Raw genomic sequence first — 16791 nt, 5'->3', positions numbered from 1 at the left:
TGCAATTCAGTGCGCTGGATGATGGTTCCGCGGCGGAACTCGGCGCGATATTATTCCGACGCCAGGAATGAGAATGCTCGCGGTGGAGGATCGGGGAATGGCACGGTTGGACGGCAAGGTGGCGGTGATCACGGGCGCGACCAGCGGCATCGGCCTGCGCACGGCGGAGATCTTCGTGGCCGAGGGCGCGAAGGTGATCGTCGCTGGCCGGCGCAGCGCCGAGGGCGAGGCGCTGGCGAGCCGGCTGGGCGCAGATTGTGTATTCCGCCAGACGGACGTCACCGTCGACGAGCAGATGCGCGCGCTGGTCGATCTCGCCGTCGACCGCTTCGGCCGGCTCGACTGCCTGTTCAACAATGCCGGCGGTCCGGCGCAGACCGGCGGCATCGAAGGGCTGGATGCTGACCGTTTCGATCAGGCGATGGCGGTGCTGGTGCGCAGCGTGATGCTCGGGATGAAATACGCCGCGCCTCACATGAAGGCGCAGGGCTCCGGCAGCATCATCAACAACGGTTCGATCGCCGGGCGTCTCGCCGGCTATTCGACCTCGGTGGTCTACAGCACGGCGAAGGCCGCGGTGATCCATCTGACGAAATGCGTGGCGATGGAGCTTGGCGAATCCGGCGTGCGCGTCAACTCGATCTCGCCCGGGCTGATCGCGACAGGCATCTTCGGCAAGGCGCTGGGGCTGTCGACCGAGGCCGCGGAGAAGACGCCGGAGACGATCCGCAGCGCCTATGCCACCGCGCAGCCGATTCCGCGCGCCGGCCTGCCCGACGACATCGCGCACGCCGCTGTCTTCCTCGCCAGCGACGAATCGAGCTTCATCAACGGCCATGATCTCGTCATCGACGGCGCCATCACCGGCGGCCGCAACTGGAGCCAGCAGCAGCAGGGCTACGCCGCCATGCGCAAGCTGCTCGGGGACGCGGTGGAGTAGGGGCCGGAGTCCGGAGCCCTGGATTGCTTCGCTTCGCTCGCAATGACGCGATGAGAGTACCGTGATCTAGCCTCCGTCATCGCGAGCGCAAGCGAAGCGATCCAGTCTTGCCGGTGCGCGCCGGCATGTCAGCCGTCCACGTCTGACCAATCACACCGCCTTCAGCTGCACCTTCAGTCCGTCGCGCGGTTTCGGGATTGGCCAGACCTGCCAGTTCGGCTGATAGCCGGGCGTGAACGACACGTCGACCTTGCCAAGGAAATGCCGCGCGAAGCACTTCACCTGCATGTAGGCGAAGTGCAGGCCGAGGCACATATGCGCGCCGCCGCCGAACGGTACCCAGGCGAAGCGGTGGCGGCCGCGCTGCGCCTCGTCGGTGAACCGCATCGGGTCGAAGCGCTCGGGCTCGGGCCAGATCTCGGGCATGTGGTGGGTGTACATCGGATTGATGCCGACGCCGGTGCCGGCGGGGATCGCGAACCCCTTGAAGGTGAAATCCCGGACCGGCCGGCGCGGCAGCGAGGGCACCGGCGGCATCAGCCGCAAGGTCTCCTGGAACGCCATCTCGGTCAGCTTCATCTTCTCCAGGTGCTCCGAGCTCATCGGATCGCCGGGGCTGAGGCCGAGGCTCTCGACCTCCGCGCGCAGCCGCTGCTGCCATTCGGGATGCGCCGCCAGTTGCGCAACGAACGAGGTGATCGACGAGGTCAGCGTGTCGTGCGCCGCCATCATCAGGAAGCTCATGTGATCGACGATGTCCTGCGTCGACAGCAGTGCGCCGCGATCATCGGTGGCGCGGCACAGATGCGAGAACAGATCCTCGCCGTCGCCGCGCGCGCGGCGCAGCGGAATCTGCTCGGAGAAATAGGCGACGATGCGCTGGCGGCCCTTGACGCCGCGCGCCATCTGCGTGCCCGGCAGCGGCCGGCGGATCGGCGCCACCGCCGCCGCGACCATGTCGACGAAGGCGCGGTTGATCGCATCGACCTCGGGCCCGATCTCGCTCCCCAGGAAGGACGTCGCGGCGAGGTCGAGCGTCAGCTGCTTGATCGCGGGGTAGAACAGCATTTCGCCGGGCCTCTCGCGCCACTGCGCGACGCGTGCGGCGATGCCGCGGTCGAGGCCGGCGAGATAGGACTTCATCGGCCCCGCCTTGAAGGCGACCGACAGCGCCTTGCGGTGCATCCGGTGCTCGTCGAAATCGAGCAGCATCAGGCCGCGTGGAAACAGCAGATTGAGGATGTGGCCCCAGCCATGCGCCGACGAGAACAGCTTGGCCTGGTCGAACAGCACGAGCTCGTTGGCCTCCGGCCCGAGCAGCACCACGTTGACGTCGCCGAACATGTGGCTGCGATAGACCGGACCATATTTCTTGGCGTTGCGCTCGACATGGCCCTTGGGGTCGGCGAGCACCTCGAAGGTCTTGCCGATGATCGGCCAGCCTTCGTCGCCGGGGATGTGGGTGAGTGAGTTTCGACGGGGCGGCGTGAGCCTGATCGTATCAGAGACCACATGCTGCATCGACATCTCGGAGTTCCCTCTCGTCTGCGTCCTCGGCTGGCCGGTGTCTCGGCTCTGACTTCGTCTCGGTCAGCGTCGCATCTGTCGGACACCATCGCCGTCATTGATAGGCGGTTGCAGCCGCGATGCAATACGCTCCGGTGTCTCATGATCAGCCAGTCGTGCTGCATCGCAAACGATCGCGGCCTCGCGACGCGCTCATACGTCCGAGGGATGGAATATTCCGCCCTCTTCCAGATAGAGGGCACGGGGAATGCCGGGCGCTGGCCGCACCCATGGCCCGCCTGCAGAAAAAAATGCAGGCGGCAGGAACCACAGGTTCAGCCGAGGACACCCGGCATTCCCCGCGCGATGGTTTTAACGGCTGCTTCGCGTTCTCCCCGGTGCGCCGGGCTTTCTGGCCACCGTATCGCACAACGTGCTTTCGCACGTTGCGCTGGACACCAGCTTCGGGGTGTCAGGACCACGCGACTTGACCGTGCGCATCGCTGCCGTTCGTCGGCGCGGGATTGCCCCACGCTGCAACATCGACACGCCCACCGCATCCCGCATCAACGTTCGTGACGACCGCGAAGCGCCCCTCTTTTCGAGACGGGACGGGGAGAGAGAACCATGAATTCTGATAAAAAGAAAGAAAAATATTTTTGCGCGACGGATTGGAGAAGGTGATGTGATTGAAGCCGAACATGAATTTAGATTTTCGGTGCTTGGCGTTCTTGATCGCCTCGAGGCGATATGGCGGCGTGCGGAGCGGCACATCGTGCATTTGCGTGCGGGCCGATTTGCCCGTCGGGTTGGTGGTCCAAGCTCAGCGCAACGCAGTCATAAGCGAGCAACCAGCCGACGTCAGGAGCCGCGTGCTCACCACCACGGCGGCGAATGCAGCGGTTGGCACGATGCCCCGCCCTGTTGTCGCGTGCGTATCCTTGCCTAGCCGACGCCGCTTGCTGACACACAATGAAACCCAGGCGCGGGAGATGCGCCAGACGCCGCCACGGTCGATTGCCGCTACTCAAGTTTGACTCGGTATTGGTATGACCTCCATCGATGGACCGTCTGCACCTCGGTCTGTGTAAGATCGAAAAAGCCGACGGCGCATAGGTTTCCGTTGGCCTCGAAATAACCGACTCGATCGGTACGAATGCATCTTTCTGGTCGTGGACTATCATCGAGTATGACAAAGAAGCTGCTACCGAATTGATTGAGACGGAAGTCGCGGCACTCTTCACAGTGGCCCGATTCAAATTGGTCCATCTTGACTACGGGAATTCCAGCGACCTGGGTTATCCCTTCAGGAGCTCTCCACCCGTCATCCGAATCAAATCTGTGGCAGGCCGGGAGCAATACCGCTTCTATCGCTCCGGTGCTTCTTTCGATCTTCATTTCAAGCAGCGAGGTCTTTTGATCGCCAAGCATCCAGTAGAGCGGTCCTGCCAAACCATTTGTATAGGCGCGAAAGGTGAACGGGACCCACTCGTCAATTTCCAGCTGCCCGAAGGTTCGTTCTTGTACATCGATGATTTTCGTCTTCATGATCGATCCAAATGCTCTGACCCAAGCCTTCTCGACGCGTGGGCGTTGAAAATACGACGCCATGGCGGTCGGCGAGGTTCGCGCGGCTATGTATTCTAGTGCCCCGCCGCGTTTTCACGAGCCGCGATCTGATCACGGTCGATCCGGGCCGTCTATATACTGCGGCGATCGTAGCTCGCGAGCCCAATGTCGTGGCTCGTTTCCACTTGCAACGTCATATCCGCGTAGGGTCAGGGCCGAACTACCACGATCGCGTCGCCGCCATAAAGGCGCATGACCGCGTCCTTGATTGGAATGACGTCATCATCAAACAGTGGGCCAGGGGCGTCGGAGGATATCGAGGACTGGCAGCGGGCATGGTGCGGTTCTCGGGCGATCCGCGTGCCGACGGTTTGCCTGTCGAGATCTGGCGGTAGCCGTCAACTTCCGTTGCGGCTTCTGAGCGATGCCGCGATATCGCCGATTGCTCGCAGCAGGATCCGCGGATCATTTTTCGCGGCGACGAAGCGCCGCCGCCAGAAGCCGCCATGCGTTCCAACGCGGACGCCTGACCGTCAGCCGCCCGACTTGTTGATCTTCTTCACCTTGGCGTCGGTGGCCTCGATCGAGGCCGCCAGCTCCAGGATCGCTTTGGCCAGCAGGTCGGCGGCCTCCTTGGGGTCCTGCGACCGTTCGGCGCGCAGCGCGTAGTTCTTGGCTGAGGAGAGTGACATTGGCGGCCTTTCCCACGGAAAAGCCCGCCGGGTCGAGACGGCGGGCTGCCTGACGCATCACGCGCGCGAGCGGATCTTGCAGGCCGTGCGCGATTGGCTGCGACCATGGCAGGGCCGGGTTAAGAAAATCCTCGTGACGCGCGATCGCTGATGTCAGCGATGTGGCCACCAGCGCGTCGAGTTGAGGGGGGCGGACCGCGACCACATGCCGGCGAGTCGTCGACCGGCGTCAGCAGATGATCCTGGACGTTGCCGGCCATCGACCCGTGCTTTGCCTGCGCGACACGTTTGATGGCGGACCATCTGGCATCCGCCATGAACGCCTTGAACCCGGTGGTGCTCATGCGAATCGGCGATGCTTCCATCAGCACGTCCTCGGCGGCGCGCGCGGCCGCTTCGCGCACGGCGTCGGCGCCCCAAGGCGTCGAGTTTTAGCGGCGCCATCTACCGATTGGTGACCATCTGTGCCATCTCCTTAAAATTGTAGTGCGCCTATATAGCTACTTGTGCGAGTTTGTGTCTCTTCACTAAGTTGGACCACGTAGGCCTCGGCGGTCGGGCCACTTCGAATGGTCGCGCGGCGAGGAAACGCGCCTTTGGCCGTGCATTCGACGTCCGCTCCCTCCCAGCGATGAAGAGAAGCCCATGTTCGACGCCATCGACTACAGCTCCGCCCCGGCGGCCGAGACCGCCCTTCATGCCCTTTTCGATCCGGTCTGCGAGGCGGGGATCCTGACGAAGGACGAGCTGGCGCATCTCAGCGGTGAGATCGATGAGCTCCTGGAGGTCATTCGAAACCGCAACCGTCCGGTCGAGGAGTACTGGAACGCATTCAGGGCTCAGTTCGGCTTCGCGCAGCAGGCCGGCGAACCATTCCCAATGAATGCCGCCAATCTGTGCCCGGAACCCACCGCGCTGCTCAATGCCGCGAACACGCTGCGGCTGCAATACAACGACAACGTCGCGCAGCAGACGCGAATGGCCAGGGGACTGCGCGTCCAACAATTGGAGCGGGCGCGCGAGTACATTGCCGCTGGATTAGGTGTCAGCCGCCCGAGCGATGTCGCGCTGCTGCGCAATGCCAGCGAAGCCAACAACGCGGTCAATTGCGGCTATCGTGGCTGGAGAGCGGGACAGCCGGCCGAGAACGTGGTGCTGTGGACGGAGAACCATCCGACCAACCTCGCAGCGTGGGAATTGCGGCGGCGAGGGGCGCCGTTCGAGATCAGGATGGTGAATTTTCAGTACGGCGAGAGCGATGACCAGATCGCTGATGCGTTCATCCGCAACATCGATGTCAACACCCGCTTCGTGTCCTATTCCGCGATCTCGAATGGAAAGGGCTTTCGCATTCCCGACGGGGTGATGATGAGGATCTGGGATCACGCCGCTCGCTTCGATCATTGCCACGTTCATGTCGATGGCACGATGGTCTGGGGAGCGCGCCCGGTCAGTCTCGAGCACGAGCCGCTTTGCCACAGCTTCGTATCGAGCTGTCACAAATGGTTCCTCGGCCCGAAGGAGACCGGCATCCTGTACATGCATCCGAGCAAGGTCCAGAACTTCACGCCGAGCATCTTCGCCTACGACTACAAGATCGAAATTCCGGAACAGCTGCCGAACACCGCGCTCCGCTTCGAGTTGCTGGGCCAGCGCGACGACGTGAACATCATCACGCTGGCCGTGACGCAAATCATCTGGCGGGAGCTGGCCTTGGGCGTCGGGTCCTACAATCCGTATCAGCGCGTCCAAGAGCTCAGCAACTACCTGGTCGATAGCCTAACCAGGCGACAGCCGCCGGCGAGGCCCTGGGAGCTGCTCACTCCCGCATCGCCGGATCGACGATGGGGAATCGTCCGCGTCAGCGCTCCCCGTGGGAGCAAGCCGCCGCTGGAGCAATGGCTGTTCGACAACAAGATCGTCGGCGGCGGTGGGGGAGGCGATGAATTCCGGCTTTGTCCGCACATCTACAATACCAGGGCGGATATCGACAAGGTCGTGCTCGGGATGGACACCTGGCGCGACAGCCGCTGATCGAGGGGCCGATTTCAAATCACGACGCCCTGGCGATAGGCGAGCTTGGCCCGGCCTCTTATCCGCATGCCTCGCCGCGTGACCTCGAGGACGATTTGGTCGCGGTCGATTCGGGTCATCAGGACACCGCAACAGTCATTATACGCCCTTCCGATGTCGCGGCCTGTTTCGACATGCAATTCCATGCGAGCCGGGTCCGGGCCGAAGTTGCGCACGATCGCGTCGTCGCCGTAGAAGCGCTTGATCGTGTCCTTGATGAAGATGATGTCGTCAGCAGACAACGGGGCGGGTGGCCGTGGAGGCAACTGGGGTTTGGCAGCGGGCATGGTGCTCAAACTAGCGCCCGGGCAGTCCGGGGCCAAGCCTCGCCGGCCCTGCCGTTTGACGGTGCTCACTGTCATCGGCGCGCGCTCCCCTCGGGACTGATGCCGTGCCGCAGTGGTCAGCTATGGGCAATGAGGCGCCATAAGAGGCGGTCGTCGATCGTTTTCCATGTGTCTCGAAAATGAGAATTGTAACGCCCGCGATCTCGTGCAGAGTTCGGAGGTGGAACGACGGGGGCTCTGGGGCTGCGGCGATGATTGGATGTTCGACGGCTGTGACGTTCGGTGTCTTGGCTTTCTTCATGGCGCTATCGCCGGGGCCCAATCTCATGTATTTGGCGTCGCGTGCGATCTGCCAGGGGCACAGAGCGGGCTTCTCGTCGCTTGCGGGTGTGTGCACGGGGATGCTGGCCTATGTGATCGCCACGACGCTCGGGCTCTCGGCGATTTTCCAGGCCGTTCCTGTGGCCTACGATATCGTGCGAATGCTTGGCGCGGGCTATCTCGTCTGGTTGGCGATCAAGGCCTTCCGTTCTCCGTCAAACGCGCTTGCCACGTCGGCGCTTGCCCCCGAGGCGTTTGCCGTTCTGTTCCGTCGGGGACTGTTGACCTGCCTCTTGAATCCCAAGCTGGTCCTGACCTATGGGGCGCTGCTGCCGCAATTCGTCGATGTCGGGCAGGGAAGTGTTCTCTGGCAGACATTGCAGCTCGGTCTTCTCCAAGTCGCCGCTGCAGCGGGGGCACATAGTTGCGTCATTCTCGGTGCGTCACGGATTGCTGCCATCGTCCGTGGAGCTCCCGGCTTTGCTCGCTTGCAAAGCTACGTTCTCGGATTTGCGTTGCTGGCCATCGCTGCCAGGCTTGGCCTCGAGCGGCGTCCTGCCTCGTAATCGGGCTCCCGTCTTGAAAGACACCGTCCGTTGTCGGCCTCAAGTCGTGTTTGGTCGATGAGGTCTCCGAGCTTGCCCCTGTGTGCCGAGAAGCAGGCCGTTTGCGCATCTGCTGTCATCCCGGCCAAGCCCTGGCATCGCGAAGCGATGTCGGGGCGCGGAGCCGGGATCCATAGCCACAGGGAGACGTGGGACGACGTGTCGTCGTTGCGATCCCTGCCTCGAACGGCCGCCGCGGAGTATGGGTCCCGGGTCGGCGCCTCCATCAGCGCTATCGCGCTGCCGGAGGCTTGCCCGGGACGACGGCGGGTATGAGGTGACGGCGGTGAACGTTACTGGCTGGCGAGGATTTCAAGATGTTGGCTTCGATGCGACGGCTATGGGCAGCGCTGACGCGACAACGCCCGGTCGAGGCCGACGTAGCAGTGACCGGCCCCGGCCGACGGTGGCGCGTTCGTGCGGTTCGTGACGACGGCCGAAGCATCGAGCTTCAGAACCATGGGATCTTCGATGAACTCGTCGTCGACGATTGGCTTCATCTCGAGCAGATGGACGACAATGCCTGGTGGCTTCAGGTCGGCGATGTCCGGATATGGGTGAGCGTCAAGGCGGGCGAGCCTCCGATCGTCGACGTCGAGCGCGGGGCCTACGGCGACGTTCGCGGCGAGACGCGGACCTGGGACGCCGAGGCGTTCAAGGACGGGCTGCGCTGAGGGGAGAGTCTCTCCATCATGCGAAGCAAGCTCATCGGTTGCGGCCTATCGCGTGAAGCCGATCAAGGCGGCGAGCTCGTCAATCGTCAGGCTGCCCGGTCTGATGCCGACCGGGTTATCGGAGCGACGCGCTTTCAAGACGCGCTCGGCGGTCGCTTCGAGCAAGCGTCTCGCATGTGCCGAGAGCGCAGCATCGGCTCCGACCTTGGCGACGGTGACCCGATGATGCTCGACGCCGAGCGCGAGCGCCTGCCCCGACAGCGTGTAGGCAAAGTATTCACCATATCTGACGTCGACCGGCTCGGCCCATGACGTCAGGCTTTCGAGGGTCTTGAAGAGCGAGATGTCGCCCACGGCATCGGCGTTGTTGGTCTCGTTGACCACCGCGGCATCCGACAGATTGAGTTTCATTGAATCGACCTCCGAAACCACGATCAACTTTCACCCGAGCTATGACGCCAATGCTCGGAGCCCGCAAATCTACGGACCGAAATCTTTACCTCGCGGCCATCCGCGCCGTCTAGGAACGGCCAGGCCGGACGTCGGACCAATAGGCAACGAGGGCAAGGGCATGAGCAATCAGTTGCTGGTGATTGAGGATACCGAGGTTCATCTCTCGATTCTGCGCAAGATCGCCGTTCAATGCGGCTACGAGGCGACCTGCGTTGCCACGGTCGAGGCCGCGGCGGAGGCGCTGCGCCAGCGGACGTTCGACTGCATCACGCTGGACCTGTCGCTCGGCGACCGCTGCGGGGCAGACATCCTGCTGCTGCTCAACGAGCTGAAATCGCGCACCCCGGTGATCTTCATCAGCGGCGCCGAGGACGGCACCCGCGAGGAGCATGTGCGGCTCGCGACCGTGCTCGGCCTCGTCGTCTATCCGCAATTCCAGAAGCCCGTCGACCTGCCGGCCCTGCGCGAGACGCTGAAGCAGATCGCGACCATCGCCGACTGCGGGAAGCTGGTCGCCGCGGTGAGGTAGTCTGAGGCGTAGGGCGGATTGGCGAAAGCGTAATCCGCCGCCGCTTGAGCGGCATGACGGCATCGCATGATGAATTCATGCGGTCTTGGCCATGTTGCCGGAATTAAGCTGATCGAGTCTGCGGAGAGGTGGCGGATTACGCTTTCGCTAATCCGCCCTACTTCTCATCCCCGCCGCTTCGCCGCCTCCTGCAGGTCCGGCGCATTCACCGCGGGAATCGCGACCCGTCCCGGCCCGGTCTGCGACAGCGCGGCGGCGGCCTTGTCATTGTCCATGATCTTGGCCATCACGGCCTGGCCGGCGCGCTCGAAGATGGCGCGGTTCTCGATGACGAATTTTTGCGAACGGCGCAGGCCGTCGATGTAGCCGTTGATCTCCGGCACGACATAGCGCGCGACCATGTCCCAGCTGCGCCGCGTGTTCTCCGGATTGGCCCAGTCGTGCACGAAGCCGATGATGTGGCCGACGCCGCCCGATACCTGCATCAGGTTCTTGATCGTCTTGACGAGATCGTCGGGCGTGCCGATCGTCGAAGCCGCGCCCTCGACGAAGGCGGTCTTGTCGACGGCCTCGTCCGGCGAGGCGAACGGCTGCAGGCCGGGACGCATCAGCGTGCCCACCGTGTACTCGTTGTGCCAGCGCATCAGGCCGGGGCCGGCCTCGCGGCGGGCCTGCTCGCGCGTCTCGGCGATGTGCCAGGACAACAAGACGCGCCAGTTGGCGCGGCTCACCGTCGTGCCGTGCTTCTTCGCGGCGTCCTCGGCGAATTCCCATTGCTGCGGCAGCGCCATCAGGCCCTGCGTCGACATCGAGCCGAGCGAGATGATGCCGATGCCGTATTTGCCCGCGAGCGTCATGCCCGACGGCGAGATCTGCGAGGCCACCACGAACGGCATCTCCTCCTGCAAGGGCAGGATCTGCAGCGCCGCGTCGTTCATCGTGAACCAGTCGCTCTTTGCGGTGACGCGCTCGCCGTTGAACAGCCGGCGGATGATGGCGATCGCCTCGTCCTGGCGGTCGCGCTGCGTCATCGGATCGATGCCCAGGGTATGCGCATCGGAGGCGAGCGCGCCCGGCCCTGAGCCGAAGATGGCGCGGCCGCCGGTCATGTGATCGAGCTGCACCATGCGCTGCGCGACGTTGTAGGGATGATGATACGGCAGCGAGATCACGCCGGTGCCGAGCCTGATGCGCTTGGTGCGCTCGCCGGCGGCGGCGAGAAACATCTCGGGCGAGGCGATCGTCTCCCAGCCGCTCGAATGATGCTCGCCGCACCAGAACTCGTCATAGCCGAGCTCGTCGAGCTGCGACACGAGATCGAGGTCGCGGCGGAATTGCAGCATCGGATGCTCGCCGATCGGATGATGCGGAGCGAGGAAGGCTCCGAATTTCAGCCGCGCCATGGTGTTTCTCTCCGTGGAATTACGTTGTTGCTTGTCGCGCAGGCTACGTGTCGCCTCGCTGCGAGGCAATCATCTTGGCGCCATGCAACGGGCAGTGCATGCCTGCCATTTGTTGTTTACTGATCGCCTGGCGCTGCGCACACTCCGATCGGGATGATGCGATTCGTGATGTGATCGTGAAGCGCCGACCATCTTGCAGCCATTCTTGCAAAATGCGGCGTGTAGCAGTTGCGTGGTCTGTTTTGCTCACCTTGTCCGCGATGCGGGGCGTGCTCGGTTCGCATTTCGGTGAATGCTGCGTGATGCGCCGCGCCGGCGTGACATTTAGATCGCAGCAAGACCGAAATTCGCAATCAAATTGCCGGCGTCCGCGACGCTGCAGGCTTTTTCTTTTGCACTGCAGCAACCATATGCGCGATGGTCGGTTGGTCTGCGCCGACGTCAATACGTGAATGCCCCAGGAGCTGCCGTTGTCCCTCGCCGAAAATGTTGAGTACCTGCGACGGCTGCGCGAGCTGCACGGCATCACCGGATTCGCAGACTTCCATCGCCAGGCGCGGCCTGCGCCCGAATGTCCGCTCGTCGAGGTCGAAGGTTTCGGCAGCAATCCCGGTCGCCTGAAGATGTTCGCCCATGTGCCGGCGCAGCGACAGCCGCTGCTGCCGCTCGTGGTGGTGCTGCATGGCTGCGGGCAGGGCGCCGCCGACTACGATCTCGGCGCCGGCTGGTCGACGCTTGCGAAGCATTTCGGCTTCGCGCTGCTGCTGCCCGAGCAGCAGCGCATCAACAATCCGCAGCGCTGCTTCAACTGGTTTCAGTCCGAGGACATCACCCGCGACCAGGGTGAGGTCGCCTCGATCCGCGAGATGATCGCGCGCATGGTGGCCGACTACGCCATCGATAACAGGCGCATCTTCATCACCGGCCTGTCGGCGGGCGGCGCGATGACCATGGCGATGCTGGCGGCTCATCCGGAGCTGTTTGCCGGCGGTGCCGTCATCGCAGGCCTGCCGTTCGGCACGGCGCGCTCGATGCGCGATGCCATCATGCAGATGCGGATGCCGTCGGCGCGTCCGGCGGGCGAGCTCGGCGATCTCGTGCGCCGTGCTTCGCCGCATCGTGGCAAATGGCCGAAGCTGTCGGTGTGGCACGGCACCGCCGACTACACGGTGCATCCGGACAATGCCGGCGAGATCGTCAAGCAATGGCTCGACCTGCATCATCTGCCGCTGGCGCCGATGGCCGCGGCCGACGTCGACGGCTATCCCCGCGAGCAGTGGTGGAATGCCGACGGCGAGACGATGGTGGAGTCCTTCACCATCACCAACATGGCGCATGGCACGCCGATCGGGATCGCGGCCAACGACAAGCGCTATGGCAAGGCGGGGCCGTTCCTGCTCGAGGCCGGCATCTCCTCGTCCTATCACATCGCGAAATTCTTCGGCGTCACCGATTGGATCCGCCAGCTGAAGCCGGCCGTGACTTCGCCGAGCACGAAGCTCATCCCGGAGGTCTCGCCGATCGCGGCGCTGCCGGTGCTCACCAAGATGCTGCGCCGGCCGGGGGACGCTCCGGCAGCGGAGCCGCTGGACGCGACCACCGCGCCGGAGACAGCGCCGGCCAAGGCATCCAGGCCATCGCAGGCGAAGCCCACGCGAGCCAAGGCCGCGCGGTCGCCGAACAGGGCACTGAGGCCGGCAGCCGAGCCGCTCGCTTCGGCCGAGAAGGCGCCGGTTGCCCCGCTCGCTGCCGAGCCGAAGCCGGTCGAACGCGCGTCGCGCGATCCGGAGATTGCAGTTGGCACGCCTGCCGACACGCCGCCAGTCGAGGTGAAGCGCGTCATCGCAAAGGCGATCGACATGACGCCGGCCGACGCTCCGTTCATCGAGGCGAAGGTGGCGGCTGCCGCCCCATTGCCGCCAGCCCCGAAGCCGCGCCGCCGCATGATCGACGTCGCCGCCGTCATCGACCGCGCGCTGCAGGCGGCCGGCCTGAGGTAAACGCCGCTGTGAATGGCGGCTGATGGGGTCGCCGGCCGCGATCTCCGTTCACGTTCCTGCCTGCGCCAGCGTTTGACAAGCTAGGCCGGGGAGAGCGGCGCGCCTCAGGCCATCCCGGTCAGGAACGGGTTGGTCATCCGCTCCTGGCCGAAGCTCGAGCCGGCGCCATGGCCGCAGATGAAGCCGACGTCGTCGCCGAGCGGCAGCAGCTTGTCCTTGATCGAGCGGATCAGCGTCTCGTGGCTGCCGCCGGGCAGGTCGGTGCGGCCGACCGAGCCGTTGAACAGCACGTCGCCGACATGGGCGAAGCGCATCTCCTTGTTGTAGAACACCACGCTGCCCGGCGAATGGCCGGGACAGTGCAGGATGTCGAAGGCGAGCTCGCCGATCTCGACGCGATCACCTTCCTCCAGCCAGCGATCCGGCGCGAAATCGCGCACGCCGGACATGCCGAAGCGCGCGCCGCTGGCGACGACGTTGTCGAGCAGGAATTTGTCGGCGACATGCGGGCCCTCGATCGGCACCTTCAGCGCGTCGCGCAGCTCGGCCGCGCCGCCGACGTGATCGATATGGCCATGCGTCAGCCAGATCTTCTCGACCGTGACCTGGGCCTTGATGATCGCAGCCTGGATCTGGGGCACGTCGCCGCCGGGATCGATCACGATCGCCTTCTTGGTCGCCTCGCACCAGAGAATGGTGCAGTTCTGCTCGAACGGCGTGACGGGCACGATCATCGCGCCGGCCTTCGCCTTGGTGTTTTCAGGTTCGCTCATGGCGCCAGAATGCCGATTTTTCGCAGTGCGCCAAGCGAAAAACATCACGTCGCGGCCACCCACGCTCCTCTACCTGAGCAATTGGGGGGCTGCGCCGTTGAGCCTCCGTCCGATTCGCACCATATTGCACGGCAGATCCCAACGAATCTCAGGGCGCCCCGCGTGACTGGAATGCCGCAGACGACGTTTGACAGCCTCACCGCGGCTGTGACCACGATCAATACGCCGCTGCCGGCCGGTATCGACGAGGCGACGTTGTTGGCGTGCCTGAGAACCGAGATTTCCGAGCCAAAGTGGCGCGTGCATGTGCAGGCGTTCTTCGACGAGGTCGATGTCTCCGTCATTCATCGTCTTGTCATCGACCAGGCCGTGACGTTTGAACAACTATCTAAGGCCATCGACAGCTGGCGGGTCGCGGAGTCCGAAAATGAAAGATGGGTCAGGGAAATGGCGGCCTTCGAGATGGGAAGACCTGATGCAGAAGGCGCTGCTGGCCCTCGATAGCCTGGAGGGAGGCCCCGGGCCCTGGACGTTCGGGGGCGGGACGGCTCTGGCGCAGAGTCTTGATCACCGTATCAGCTACGACGTGGATATCTTCCTGGATTCGAGCGCCGTCCTGAAGCGTCTCGCGCCGAACATCAATCCCTTTACGAAGTCCCTTTGTGATACGTGGCAATGGCCTGGCAAGTATCTCAAACTGATCCTGCGAGACGTCGGTGAGATCGATTTCCTGAACGCGCCGACATTCACGGATGACCCGACGTATCAGTTGCGCTTCGGCGAGCGCGCCATTGCCGCAGAGCGGCCGGCGGAAATCATGGCCAAGAAACTGATCTATCGCGCAGCGACATATACGGCGCGTGATACGTTCGACCTTGCTGCAGTCTATCTGTATGACCGCCCGGCGCTCGGCGCCATTGCGCAATCGCCGGCGATCACCCGCCATGTCATATCTTCCGTGCAAAATCGTCTGAACCTCGCAAGGCATCAGTTCCAAGCGGAGATGCGCGCGGTGATCAACCTGACGTCGCGCGGCGAGCAGGTCGTCGAGAGGTCCTGCGAGATGGCCTTGCAAGCCCTGGCGGAGGTTGAGAGTCTCGTTCACGCGAGAGACGAGTCGCCAGACAGCAGAGATGATCCGCCCCCGTCTCCTTGAAGAAGCACGACCCCACCGTTCGCGGTCGGCCTTGCCCGTCCCGGTCGACCTCTGCCTGCGGAGAACGCCGCCCGGGTTCCGGTGCCGTGCCGGGGCTTCGGATCGCAAGGGAATCGGCTATGCTCGCGGCATGGACTCGTCAGCCGCCAGGATCAGCCTCGTTCCGGTCGACCGCCGCCAATCGGAGACGGCGCTGGCGGTCGCGCGCGGAACCTCGCGCCTGTTGCGTGGGCTTGGCTTCGCCACCGTCAGCGAGCTGCCGCTGCCGTCGGGACGGCGCGCCGATCTGGTGGCGCTGAACGAGCGCGGCGAGATCTGGATCGTCGAGATCAAGTCGTCGCTGGAGGATCTGCGCGCCGACCACAAATGGGAGGACTATCGCGCCCATTGCGACCGGCTGTTCTTCGCCTTCACCCGGGATCTGCCGTGTGAGATCTTTCCGCAGGACACCGGCCTGATCGTGGCGGATGCCTATGGCGCGCATCTGCATTGCGAGGCGCCCGAGCACAAATTGCCGGCGCCGACCCGCAAGCTGATGACGGTGCGCTTCGCGCTCGCCGCGGCGCACCGGATGAACCGGCTGATCGATCCGCAGGGGCATGCGGAGTAGCGGGCTCGCCCGGGACGCTTGGCTCGAAACCCGACGTAAGCGGCGCCCGTCACCATGAGCGGCGCGCGTGTGCCGCGGCATCAGCCGGAATCGACCGGCCGGGCATCGCCGTCAAAAGTGAGTGGCGAGGAGATCGTAGGAGCCGCGGCTGCCGCGGACATAGACCCTGGCGGCGGCGGCGCAGATGCGATCGCGGTTGGAATCGAACGCGGTCAGAAAGCCCGACTCGTCCGGACGGGTGTCGGGTTGCAGGCGCCGCAACGCGCCCTCGTCGACGAAGAACGATGCTTCCATCGCGCTGTCATAGCCCCAGAAGCGGACGGCCCGTCGCGTGCGGTCGTAGGAGCGGCTGTGATTTGGAAACTCAATCATGTGTGTGACCGATCAGGTTCGGGCGGCGTCGCGGATCACCTCGACGCATCCAGGGGCGTCGCACGGCGGTCGCCGGCGACAAATTGCTTGCGCATCTCAATCGAAAGCCTGCGGCAGCTCGCCGTGGCGGAAGAAGACGGTCGGCTCATCGTCATAGTCACCCATGTCTGGATCGCCCGAGGACGAGAAGGCCACCACGCCCGCCTTGCTCGACACCAGCCGTTCCGCGGTCCGGAGCGCGCTTGCTTCCGTCTTGCAGGCGATCGGCGTATCGGCCTTGGCGCGTCCGCCCCGGCCGGCGCTGAAGGCCTGGACGACATAGATCGTTTCGCGTGCCATGGTCTGTCCTCTTGAACTCTCGACCACGGTCGGCCGCATCTGCAACGGATTGCGCGCGGCCTCGCGGCCCTGCGTTCGGGAGACCCATCGAGACTGATGAGGACCGAAAGTCCCTACCGCTTCTTCTTGTCGGCGGAGAAATCCGGCTGCCATGAGCCAACCTTCTGGCTCGGCGCCGCGGCGATGTTCTTGGGCTTCTCTTTCTTGGGTTTCTTGGCTTCGCGATTGCCTTTTTGCTGACCTTTGGCCATGTCGGTCTCCTCGGCTCATGTTGGAACGGGTTCAACGCGTCGGACGAAGGCGCCGTGTCAGTCCTGCCTGCGCGGTGTCACGGGCTGTCGGCCGGGGGGCCGTCGTCCACCGTTTGCCGACGGCGCGGGCGGTGGTCTGGACTACGAATGCAGTGCGGCAGCCGCGAGCAGGATCAGGAGAAGCGGAACAACGACGGGTGGAACGATCCACTCGCTCAGACGAAATTGCGGCCTAGAA

General features: G+C 64.1%; 21 protein-coding genes. 9 read left to right on the top strand and 12 right to left on the bottom strand.

Translation table 11 applies throughout. The features are described 5' to 3' along the window. The first annotated feature begins 97 nt into the window (after positions 1 to 97). A complete protein-coding gene (locus QQL87_RS15040; protein ID WP_284422098.1) occupies positions 98 to 940 on the top strand; it encodes an SDR family NAD(P)-dependent oxidoreductase in 843 nt (280 codons plus the stop codon). A gap of 150 nt (positions 941 to 1090) precedes the next feature. Here the strand turns inward: QQL87_RS15040 and QQL87_RS15035 are convergent, their stop codons facing one another. From QQL87_RS15035 to QQL87_RS15015, 5 genes are all read right to left on the bottom strand, one after another. Further along, positions 1091 to 2467, bottom strand: a complete 1377-nt coding sequence (locus QQL87_RS15035; RefSeq protein ID WP_284422097.1) for a cytochrome P450 — start codon at positions 2465 to 2467, stop codon at positions 1091 to 1093. 451 nt (positions 2468 to 2918) lie between these two features. Then, the gene (locus tag QQL87_RS15030; protein ID WP_284422096.1) at positions 2919 to 3227 is read right to left on the bottom strand and encodes a hypothetical protein; all 309 of its coding nucleotides are present in this window, start codon (positions 3225 to 3227) and stop codon (positions 2919 to 2921) included. Positions 3228 to 3469: 242 nt separating this feature from the next. Beyond that, complete coding sequence (locus QQL87_RS15025) at positions 3470 to 3994, bottom strand: hypothetical protein (protein ID WP_284422095.1); 525 nt, start codon at positions 3992 to 3994, stop codon at positions 3470 to 3472. 554 nt (positions 3995 to 4548) lie between these two features. Continuing rightward, entirely contained in the window at positions 4549 to 4707 is a 159-nt protein-coding gene (locus QQL87_RS15020; protein WP_213737209.1) for a hypothetical protein, read from the bottom strand. A 119-nt stretch (positions 4708 to 4826) separates the two neighbouring features. Beyond that, on the bottom strand, positions 4827 to 5111 hold the full coding sequence (locus tag QQL87_RS15015; protein ID WP_284422094.1) for a hypothetical protein: 285 nt from the start codon (positions 5109 to 5111) through the stop codon (positions 4827 to 4829). 241 nt (positions 5112 to 5352) lie between these two features. Between QQL87_RS15015 and QQL87_RS15010 the strand changes: the two genes are divergently transcribed. Continuing rightward, a complete protein-coding gene (locus tag QQL87_RS15010) occupies positions 5353 to 6741 on the top strand; it encodes an aminotransferase class V-fold PLP-dependent enzyme (RefSeq protein WP_284422093.1) in 1389 nt (462 codons plus the stop codon). A gap of 14 nt (positions 6742 to 6755) precedes the next feature. Here QQL87_RS15010 and QQL87_RS15005 read toward each other — a convergent pair whose 3' ends face one another. Then, a complete protein-coding gene (locus QQL87_RS15005) occupies positions 6756 to 7142 on the bottom strand; it encodes a hypothetical protein (RefSeq protein ID WP_284422092.1) in 387 nt (128 codons plus the stop codon). A gap of 104 nt (positions 7143 to 7246) precedes the next feature. Here QQL87_RS15005 and QQL87_RS15000 point away from each other — a divergent pair, with 104 nt between their 5' ends. Further along, positions 7247 to 7954, top strand: coding sequence for a LysE family translocator (locus QQL87_RS15000; protein WP_349817296.1), 708 nt, complete (start codon positions 7247 to 7249; stop codon positions 7952 to 7954). 356 nt (positions 7955 to 8310) lie between these two features. Further along, the gene (locus tag QQL87_RS14995; RefSeq protein ID WP_284422091.1) at positions 8311 to 8667 is read left to right on the top strand and encodes a hypothetical protein; all 357 of its coding nucleotides are present in this window, start codon (positions 8311 to 8313) and stop codon (positions 8665 to 8667) included. A 45-nt stretch (positions 8668 to 8712) separates the two neighbouring features. On the opposite strand, the gene QQL87_RS14990 is transcribed toward QQL87_RS14995, so the two are convergent. Next, entirely contained in the window at positions 8713 to 9078 is a 366-nt protein-coding gene (locus tag QQL87_RS14990; protein ID WP_284422090.1) for a hypothetical protein, read from the bottom strand. Between the two features lie 160 nt (positions 9079 to 9238). Between QQL87_RS14990 and QQL87_RS14985 the strand changes: the two genes are divergently transcribed. Continuing rightward, positions 9239 to 9649, top strand: coding sequence for a response regulator (locus tag QQL87_RS14985; RefSeq protein ID WP_284422089.1), 411 nt, complete (start codon positions 9239 to 9241; stop codon positions 9647 to 9649). A 164-nt stretch (positions 9650 to 9813) separates the two neighbouring features. On the opposite strand, the gene QQL87_RS14980 is transcribed toward QQL87_RS14985, so the two are convergent. Then, positions 9814 to 11052 carry an LLM class flavin-dependent oxidoreductase gene (locus QQL87_RS14980; protein WP_284422088.1) on the bottom strand — a complete coding sequence of 413 codons (1239 nt, stop codon included), beginning with the start codon at positions 11050 to 11052 and terminating at the stop codon, positions 9814 to 9816. 452 nt (positions 11053 to 11504) lie between these two features. Here QQL87_RS14980 and QQL87_RS14975 point away from each other — a divergent pair, with 452 nt between their 5' ends. Beyond that, complete coding sequence (locus tag QQL87_RS14975; RefSeq protein ID WP_284422087.1) at positions 11505 to 13052, top strand: extracellular catalytic domain type 1 short-chain-length polyhydroxyalkanoate depolymerase; 1548 nt, start codon at positions 11505 to 11507, stop codon at positions 13050 to 13052. Positions 13053 to 13156: 104 nt separating this feature from the next. Here the strand turns inward: QQL87_RS14975 and QQL87_RS14970 are convergent, their stop codons facing one another. After that, positions 13157 to 13825: an MBL fold metallo-hydrolase gene (locus tag QQL87_RS14970; RefSeq protein ID WP_284422086.1), complete on the bottom strand. Its 669-nt coding sequence runs from the start codon at positions 13823 to 13825 to the stop codon at positions 13157 to 13159. A gap of 171 nt (positions 13826 to 13996) precedes the next feature. Between QQL87_RS14970 and QQL87_RS14965 the strand changes: the two genes are divergently transcribed. From QQL87_RS14965 to QQL87_RS14955, 3 genes are all read left to right on the top strand, one after another. Beyond that, entirely contained in the window at positions 13997 to 14329 is a 333-nt protein-coding gene (locus QQL87_RS14965; RefSeq protein WP_284422085.1) for a hypothetical protein, read from the top strand. Beyond that, on the top strand, positions 14301 to 14981 hold the full coding sequence (locus tag QQL87_RS14960) for a hypothetical protein (protein WP_284422084.1): 681 nt from the start codon (positions 14301 to 14303) through the stop codon (positions 14979 to 14981). The genes QQL87_RS14965 and QQL87_RS14960 overlap by 29 nt, the downstream gene beginning before the upstream one ends. 130 nt (positions 14982 to 15111) lie before the next feature. Continuing rightward, positions 15112 to 15591: an MmcB family DNA repair protein gene (locus tag QQL87_RS14955; protein WP_284422083.1), complete on the top strand. Its 480-nt coding sequence runs from the start codon at positions 15112 to 15114 to the stop codon at positions 15589 to 15591. Between the two features lie 111 nt (positions 15592 to 15702). Here the strand turns inward: QQL87_RS14955 and QQL87_RS14950 are convergent, their stop codons facing one another. The 3 genes from QQL87_RS14950 to QQL87_RS14940 all read right to left on the bottom strand — a co-directional run bounded on the left by QQL87_RS14950 (position 15703) and on the right by QQL87_RS14940 (position 16553). Continuing rightward, positions 15703 to 15963 carry a DUF1488 family protein gene (locus tag QQL87_RS14950; RefSeq protein ID WP_284422082.1) on the bottom strand — a complete coding sequence of 87 codons (261 nt, stop codon included), beginning with the start codon at positions 15961 to 15963 and terminating at the stop codon, positions 15703 to 15705. Between the two features lie 96 nt (positions 15964 to 16059). Next, positions 16060 to 16302, bottom strand: coding sequence for a hypothetical protein (locus QQL87_RS14945; RefSeq protein ID WP_284422081.1), 243 nt, complete (start codon positions 16300 to 16302; stop codon positions 16060 to 16062). Positions 16303 to 16415: 113 nt separating this feature from the next. After that, positions 16416 to 16553: a hypothetical protein gene (locus tag QQL87_RS14940; RefSeq protein ID WP_284422080.1), complete on the bottom strand. Its 138-nt coding sequence runs from the start codon at positions 16551 to 16553 to the stop codon at positions 16416 to 16418. Positions 16554 to 16791: the final 238 nt, after the last annotated feature.

The organism is Bradyrhizobium sp. SSBR45G (assembly GCF_030159255.1).
In the GTDB taxonomy this organism is placed as follows: Bacteria; Pseudomonadota; Alphaproteobacteria; order Rhizobiales; family Xanthobacteraceae; genus Bradyrhizobium.
This window is presented reverse-complemented; position numbering and strand designations above follow the sequence as displayed.

What these genes read in the sequence shown, in the direction of transcription:
- QQL87_RS14965 (WP_284422085.1), top strand. Translation starts at nt 13,997, where the DNA reads ATGCCGCAGACGACGTTTGACAGCCTCACCGCGGCTGTGACCACGATC.
- QQL87_RS14980 (WP_284422088.1), bottom strand. Translation starts at nt 11,052, where the DNA reads ATGGCGCGGCTGAAATTCGGAGCCTTCCTCGCTCCGCATCATCCGATC.
- QQL87_RS14995 (WP_284422091.1), top strand. Translation starts at nt 8,311, where the DNA reads ATGTTGGCTTCGATGCGACGGCTATGGGCAGCGCTGACGCGACAACGC.
- QQL87_RS15010 (WP_284422093.1), top strand. Translation starts at nt 5,353, where the DNA reads ATGTTCGACGCCATCGACTACAGCTCCGCCCCGGCGGCCGAGACCGCC.
- QQL87_RS15030 (WP_284422096.1), bottom strand. Translation starts at nt 3,227, where the DNA reads ATGCACGATGTGCCGCTCCGCACGCCGCCATATCGCCTCGAGGCGATC.
- QQL87_RS14990 (WP_284422090.1), bottom strand. Translation starts at nt 9,078, where the DNA reads ATGAAACTCAATCTGTCGGATGCCGCGGTGGTCAACGAGACCAACAAC.
- QQL87_RS14985 (WP_284422089.1), top strand. Translation starts at nt 9,239, where the DNA reads ATGAGCAATCAGTTGCTGGTGATTGAGGATACCGAGGTTCATCTCTCG.
- QQL87_RS15005 (WP_284422092.1), bottom strand. Translation starts at nt 7,142, where the DNA reads ATGACAGTGAGCACCGTCAAACGGCAGGGCCGGCGAGGCTTGGCCCCG.
- QQL87_RS14940 (WP_284422080.1), bottom strand. Translation starts at nt 16,553, where the DNA reads ATGGCCAAAGGTCAGCAAAAAGGCAATCGCGAAGCCAAGAAACCCAAG.
- QQL87_RS14960 (WP_284422084.1), top strand. Translation starts at nt 14,301, where the DNA reads ATGCAGAAGGCGCTGCTGGCCCTCGATAGCCTGGAGGGAGGCCCCGGG.
- QQL87_RS15000 (WP_349817296.1), top strand. Translation starts at nt 7,247, where the DNA reads ATGAGAATTGTAACGCCCGCGATCTCGTGCAGAGTTCGGAGGTGGAAC.
- QQL87_RS14970 (WP_284422086.1), bottom strand. Translation starts at nt 13,825, where the DNA reads ATGAGCGAACCTGAAAACACCAAGGCGAAGGCCGGCGCGATGATCGTG.
- QQL87_RS15025 (WP_284422095.1), bottom strand. Translation starts at nt 3,994, where the DNA reads ATGAAGACGAAAATCATCGATGTACAAGAACGAACCTTCGGGCAGCTG.
- QQL87_RS14945 (WP_284422081.1), bottom strand. Translation starts at nt 16,302, where the DNA reads ATGGCACGCGAAACGATCTATGTCGTCCAGGCCTTCAGCGCCGGCCGG.
- QQL87_RS14955 (WP_284422083.1), top strand. Translation starts at nt 15,112, where the DNA reads ATGGACTCGTCAGCCGCCAGGATCAGCCTCGTTCCGGTCGACCGCCGC.
- QQL87_RS15020 (WP_213737209.1), bottom strand. Translation starts at nt 4,707, where the DNA reads ATGTCACTCTCCTCAGCCAAGAACTACGCGCTGCGCGCCGAACGGTCG.
- QQL87_RS15035 (WP_284422097.1), bottom strand. Translation starts at nt 2,467, where the DNA reads ATGTCGATGCAGCATGTGGTCTCTGATACGATCAGGCTCACGCCGCCC.
- QQL87_RS14975 (WP_284422087.1), top strand. Translation starts at nt 11,505, where the DNA reads ATGCCCCAGGAGCTGCCGTTGTCCCTCGCCGAAAATGTTGAGTACCTG.
- QQL87_RS15040 (WP_284422098.1), top strand. Translation starts at nt 98, where the DNA reads ATGGCACGGTTGGACGGCAAGGTGGCGGTGATCACGGGCGCGACCAGC.
- QQL87_RS14950 (WP_284422082.1), bottom strand. Translation starts at nt 15,963, where the DNA reads ATGATTGAGTTTCCAAATCACAGCCGCTCCTACGACCGCACGCGACGG.